Origin of the sequence: Streptomyces sp. NPDC058240, assembly GCF_042882135.1 — a bacterium.
Classification (GTDB): domain Bacteria; phylum Actinomycetota; class Actinomycetes; order Streptomycetales; family Streptomycetaceae; genus Streptomyces.
Genome location: NZ_JBHVWT010000052.1, coordinates 1 through 5,852 on the forward strand (window position 1 = coordinate 1; position 5,852 = coordinate 5,852).

General features: G+C 71.4%; 6 protein-coding genes. 2 read left to right on the forward strand and 4 right to left on the reverse strand.

What is annotated here, in order from left to right:
* Nucleotides 1–83: 83 nt before the first annotated feature.
* From ACFVX4_RS36435 to ACFVX4_RS36450, 4 genes are all read right to left on the reverse strand, one after another.
* Nucleotides 84–299, reverse strand: a complete 216-nt coding sequence (locus tag ACFVX4_RS36435) for an I78 family peptidase inhibitor (RefSeq protein ID WP_326764787.1) — start codon at nucleotides 297–299, stop codon at nucleotides 84–86.
* A 413-nt stretch (nucleotides 300–712) separates the two neighbouring features.
* Nucleotides 713–1,672, reverse strand: a complete 960-nt coding sequence (locus ACFVX4_RS36440; RefSeq protein ID WP_389986154.1) for a helix-turn-helix transcriptional regulator — start codon at nucleotides 1,670–1,672, stop codon at nucleotides 713–715.
* 259 nt (nucleotides 1,673–1,931) lie between these two features.
* Complete coding sequence (locus ACFVX4_RS36445; RefSeq protein ID WP_389986157.1) at nucleotides 1,932–2,780, reverse strand: transferase; 849 nt, start codon at nucleotides 2,778–2,780, stop codon at nucleotides 1,932–1,934.
* Nucleotides 2,777–4,060, reverse strand: coding sequence for a glycosyltransferase family 4 protein (locus ACFVX4_RS36450; RefSeq protein WP_389986160.1), 1,284 nt, complete (start codon nucleotides 4,058–4,060; stop codon nucleotides 2,777–2,779). The genes ACFVX4_RS36445 and ACFVX4_RS36450 overlap by 4 nt, the downstream gene beginning before the upstream one ends.
* A 357-nt stretch (nucleotides 4,061–4,417) precedes the next feature.
* Here ACFVX4_RS36450 and ACFVX4_RS36455 point away from each other — a divergent pair, with 357 nt between their 5' ends.
* The gene (locus ACFVX4_RS36455; protein WP_389986218.1) at nucleotides 4,418–5,221 is read left to right on the forward strand and encodes a hypothetical protein; all 804 of its coding nucleotides are present in this window, start codon (nucleotides 4,418–4,420) and stop codon (nucleotides 5,219–5,221) included.
* 137 nt (nucleotides 5,222–5,358) lie between these two features.
* A complete protein-coding gene (locus ACFVX4_RS36460; RefSeq protein ID WP_389986163.1) occupies nucleotides 5,359–5,709 on the forward strand; it encodes a hypothetical protein in 351 nt (116 codons plus the stop codon).
* The last annotated feature ends 143 nt before the right edge of the window (nucleotides 5,710–5,852 follow it).

A 5,852-nucleotide genomic window follows, 5' to 3' on the forward strand; every position in this document is an offset into this window, starting at 1 on the left:
AGCCCACCCCCCCCCCCTGTTCCCCCTCCCCCCCCCCCCCTTCCTGGGGTCCGGGGCCGGGCGGCCCAGGGGCGCGGGAGGTCTCAGCCCAGCCAGCAGCGGGTGACGACGGCGGCGTCGACCTCGAAGTTGATCCGTCCGCTCCGGAACTCCATGGTGATGATCGCGCCCGGCGGCAGGGATCTGACGGTGGTCCAGCCATGGCTGCGGGCCCGCCGTTCGGCGGCGTCGGCGGCGAGGCCGACGTACTCACCGGGGGCGTCGTCGGGCTGGACGGGAGGGGTCGGTATGGGTGCCATGCACCTCACCGTAGGCGGCCGCGGGCGGCGACGGAAGCCGGGGCGCCTGCCGCCGCCGGGCATCCCCACGTTCCCTGCCGGTCACGCTTGTGTCACAGGATCACGACACGCGCGCCGTATGAATCACGCCACCCGAAGCCGTGCCCCGGGGACCGGACACACAGTAATCACACAAGCCGGAAATCGATCACGCGGAAGGCCCGAAATCGGAGCGGAATATCCCGTATCGAGCGGGTGGAATTCCCGCGCCGAATAACCTGCGTAAATGAGCAGGTCGCCGGGAATTCACGCTTCCTTATGGCGGCCTTATCCTTTGGTCACAATATTCGCGCCGGGACACGGGGACGGCCGTCGACTGCCACCGGTATAGCGGGCAACCCCGACCGCCGGTATGGCGTTGTCGCAGGCAGGGCTCACTCCAGGACCCTGGACAGCCGGTCCCTCGCCACCCTGATCGCGTCCTGGAGCGCCGGTGGTTCGACCACCTCGAAGTCGATCCCGAGCATCATCACGTGGATGACCAGCACGTCCAGGGTGGCGGCCCCGGTGCGCAGCAGACAGGTGTCGGCGTCGACCGCCTCCAGCACCCCGGCCGAGGGCGAGACCCGCTCGGCCGCGCGCTCGATCCCCGCCTTCAGCCGGACCACCGCCTGCGTCGGGTACGCCCCCGTGGAGATCCCCTTCGAGACATAGGCGGCCAGATCCTCGGCGGGTGCGTCACGGGGGACGAACCTCGGTCCGTACGGCGGTGTAGGGGTGATCCGGTCCGCCCGGAACGTACGCCAGTCCGCGCGGTCCAGGTCCCAGGCGACGAGATACCAGCGGCGCTCGGTACACACCAGCCGGTGGGGTTCGACGGTCCGCCGCGAGACGGAGCCGGAGTGGTCCCGGTACTCGAAGCGCAGCCGTTCGGCGTCCCGGCAGGCCCCGGCGAGTTCGGTCAGGACACCCGCGTCGGCGACCGACGCACCGGGCCCGCGGAGCAAGGGCACCGTGAAGGTGTTCAGCGCGTTAACCCGGCGCCGGAGCCGGTCCGGCAGCACCTGTTCGAGCTTGGCCAGGGCGCGTACGGAGGTCTCGCCGATGCCCTCGACGCCGTTGCCCGCCGCGGTGCGCAGGCCGACCGCGACGGCGACGGCCTCCTCGTCGTCCAGGAGCAGTGGCGGCAGCTGGGCACCGGCGCCGAGCTGGTACCCGCCGCCGGTGCCGGGACTGGCGTTGACCGGGTAGCCCAGTTCGCGCAGCTTGTCGACGTCACGCCGGACGGTCCGCGGGGTGACTCCAAGCCGATCGGCGAGATCGGCGCCGGACCAGTCGCGGTGCGCCTGGAGCAGTGAGAGCAGACGCAGCAGTCGTGCCGAGGTCTCCAACATGGGGCGAGTCTGCCAGGGGTTGCGGACAGCCCGCGTCCGCAACCCCTGGCGGGGTCCAGGACACGCGAGCCCGGCCTGATCCGAACGACAGGCCCTAAGAGGCTGTCGGGTGACCTCGGATCGGAAAAGCGGACGCGGTCTGGTGCGTGCGATTCCAAGGCGGAGGAGGGAGGCGACGCGGAGCGTCGTCGACCGACGACAACGCGGGAAGCGTGCGTGCCAGGGCGTGGCCGCCCGGTCCGAGGTCACCCGACAGCCTCTAAGGCGCCGGTTCCGGTTCGAGCCGTACGCAGAGGTCGTTGTCGGTGGAGTAGCAGGGGGTGGCCCGAGTGCCCTCCCCCGCGCTGCGGCCCGGGTAGACGAAGATCTTCTTGCGGTCCCAGATGTCGTCGAGGATGCGGGAGATCCGTACGCCGCCGGCCGGCTCGCCCTCCGCCGCCCCCGGGATCAGCCAGAGCGTCCACAGCTGCTGCGCGGTGACGGCCCCATCGGCCAGCCGGTCGAGGGGGAGCGTGAAGGCGAAGCCGCCTGGCTGCCCGGTGACCGGCACCCGCAGGACCCGGCCGTCGGCACCGGGCAGTCGCGCCTCGACACGGGCATCGGTGCCGAGACCGGTCCCGTACAGCGTGCCCTCGACGGTCATCCCGGTCCCGTCGAAGGTCACCGGTCCGGCCTCGGCGTGCGGTGCGCGCAGCCAGCAGCGCACGGCGAGCCGGCCGTCGAGGGTCGGGTACGGGATACGGACCGCGATCCGCCCGGCCCCCGGTGCGTGGTCGACGAGCAGTCGCAGGTCCCTGATCCCGGGCTCGACGGCCACCGCCCCGTCGTCGCCCGCGCCCGGCTCCCGCAGGTAGACGTCCCAGCGGCCCTCGGCGGCTTCCGTGGTCCCCGGCAGCACCGCGCGCAGCCGGCCGTCGCGCAGCGGGCTCAGCGACAGCCGTACGGTCCTGCCGTCGCCGTCCGGACCCTTGGCGCCGCGCAGCCGGAGAAGCAGTTCGGGCACCTCCTCGTCCTCGCCGCGGCGGAGGTCGAGATCGAAGGTGATCCCGCCGTCGGGTCCCACGGTGCAGTCGGCCCGCGGTGTCCTTCGTCCTGCGGAGGCGGTCATGCGGTCTTCCCCTTGCGGATCGCGGCGGCTGCCTTGTAGCGCAGGGCGTACGCCCCGTCCAGCACGGCGCCCCGGGCGCGGTGCAGCGTGGTGCCCATCGCGCCGTGCGAGCGGTCGCGCGGGCCCCGCGAGGCGAGTTCGGTGAAGAGCCGTTCATGGCGTTCGGCGATCCGCGACGGGTCGAACCGCCGCGAAGCGGCCAGCGCGGCGTGCCCCGCGCGGTGCCGTGCCCCGTCGTCCTCGATCAGACCGAGCAGGGCGTCGGCCACCGCCGCCGTGTCACCGACGGGCACCAGCCGTCCGTCGGTGCCGTCGTCGATGATCTCGCGGGGGCCGTGCGGGCAGTCGGTGGCGACGACCGGCAGCCCGCAGCGCATCGCCTCGACGATGGTCATGCCGAAGGACTCGCGGTCCGAAGTGACCGCGGCGATCGACCCCTTGGGCCACTCGGCCTCCAGCGGATTGACCGGGCCCATCAGGAACACGTGGTTGTGCAGGCCGAGTTGGGCGATGAGCGTGAGCAGCGCCTCTCGTTCGTTCCCGGTCGCGTCACCGCCGCCGTAGATGCGCAGCCGCCAGTCCGGGCGGACCGCGACCACGTCGGCGAACGCCCGGACGAGCAGGTCGTACCGCTTGACCTTGTGCAGCCGGCCCGCGGCGATCACCCACTTGTGGTCGCCGTCGGCGGGCGCGACCGTCGGCGCGGGCACGCTGTTGGGAATGGCCTCGATGCGTACGCCGGGCAGCTTGAACCCGGTCCGGTAGGCCTGGGCGTCGGCCTCGGTGACGGTGGTGATCGCGTCGAGCAGGGCGTAGCGGTGCCCGATCTCGCGGCGGAGCCGGTAGCCGTGGCTGTCGAGGGTGAGGTGTTCCTGCCCGATCAGGACCGGGCCTCGGCGGGCCTGCCTACTGATGTGCACATTGAGCCCCGGCCGGGTTCCGACCACGACGTCCGCCTCCAGGGAACGCAGATGGCCCGCCACCCGTGCATCGCTCAGCCTGCTGTACTGCCGGTATCTGCTGTCGCCGCGCGGGAACACGGTCGCGGGACGGGCGTATTCGGCGGCGTCGCCGTCGTACGTCGGGCTCTTCTTCCGCAGATCGACGAGGTGGCTCATGCGCACCCCTTCGGGAGCGCCCAGCGCGGGAACGTCGCGGTGCCTGAAGACCGACACGATCTCGACGTCATGGTGCCCGGCCAGCTCCCCGGCGAGATTGAACGTCGTGCGGATCGTGCCCCCGACTCCATAGGCGTTGTGGAGCAGGAAAGAAATGTGCATGAAACGCCATGTCTCCCGGTTCGGCTGGTCAGCGGCAGGCTGCACTTGGCATGACGGCGTAGGCCGGTCGACGGTTCACTCCACGTAGGGACGAATTTCGGTCAGCCGTAAACTCGCCCACTTTCCCGTTTTGTCGATGTATCGGCGCACCGGCTCGTGATCGAGTCGACCACATCGCGCCCCACCAGGTCCGGAAAAATACGCTCAAATCAGCCTCAAAGATCCCGAGATTCACCCTCTGCGCCGGTTGGTTCGATTACGTTCCCTTTCTCGCGTGACCCCGACTGCGGCTCACCCGTTGTCATTTCCATGAGCCGGGAACCGCCCGGCGCACGCACCGAGTTCGAGGAGCCACCCGTGCCGCGCATGCTCGACGTCAGCGAGGACGTACGCGCCGAGATCGGCGACGCCGAAGCCGACCGGCTGCTTGTCGGCGACAACGCCCCGGGCAGTTACGACTGCACTTCCTGCCGCACCCCTGGCGACTCCGAGCAGGAACGCACCAGCACGGTGCTCTTCGTCGGCGACGAGACCGCCGTCCTCGCCTTCGCCCACGCGACGTGCATCCCCTCGCAGGTGGTCCAGGTCGCCGAGGAGCAGCTGCAGGGCGCCGTACGCAGCATCACCGGCACCGAGGGCTCCGGCGATTCCGGCAGCGGCGCGGCGCAGCCGCAGAACCTCCCCGCCGACCAGGCCGTCCTCGGGATCACCAGCGGCCTCGTCCTGATCGACGACGAGCTCCACCCGGCCCTCGTCGTCGAGCCGACCGGGGCGATCGCCCGTCCGGGCACGGACGGCAGCCGGGGCGACGAATTTCTCCAGCTCCTGCTGGAACAGGGCTTCCACCCGGTCCACCGGATGGACCAGGTGCCCGCCGTGCTGCACGGCTGGTCGATCCTGCTCGCCATGGGGCAGCTGCACGCCGTGCTCCAGCCGGGCACCGGCGGCGCACCGGTCGCCTGGTGGCAGGCGCACGCCCCGCTCCAGGTCACCGAGGGCTGGCGGACCGCGGCCAACAAGTCGCAGACCGTCCTCGTCTTCGCCGCCCCCGCCGGATCGATCGGCCAGCAGCCACGAGAGGACCTGCTGCGCGACGCTCTGGACAAGGCCGCGGCCGACCGGCTCCTGGTGGCCGCCGCGATGCCGCTGGCCGGCACCTGATCATGGGCGGCGGCCCCTCGCACCAGCGGCGAACAGCGATTTCTCCGCTGCGCCCGCATCCGACGGACACCGGGGTCGTTGGCACATACGTGCACTCATACGACTCCTCCCACCAGCGCCCGAGCCCGATTCCTGCCATGCGGCCCTCGCAGGACCCCTCGGGCGGTCAGTCCCACACCCCGATCTACGACGCGCTGTACTCCGAGTACCGCCGTTCGTTCCGGGCGCTGCCGGGTGATCGGAGCGGCGAGGAGAATCTCGGCTTCATGGCCTTCGGCACCGGGCTCTTCGGCAGCCGTCTCCCGCTGGGCGGCCATTCCGGCCACTCCGCCGGTTTCTCCACCGGTCTCGCCGTGACAGGCGGGGCCACCGGACACAGCAGCGGCACCGGCACGCACAGCGGCGGCCTCGGGTCCTGGCAGCGGATGGGCCGGCACTCCGGGCGCACCCAGCCCGCGGCCCTGCCCCCGGGCTCGCGAGGGGCCTGACCCTGCGACAGAGCCCCGGACGGGCCCCAATACGAAAAGAGCCAGAGCCGCGTCGGCGGCCGCTTCTCACCCCCCGCTTCCGTCGCAGCTCTCTCCGACACCCACCAAAAAGGTGATCTAGGCGTCCTCGCAGACAAACCCCC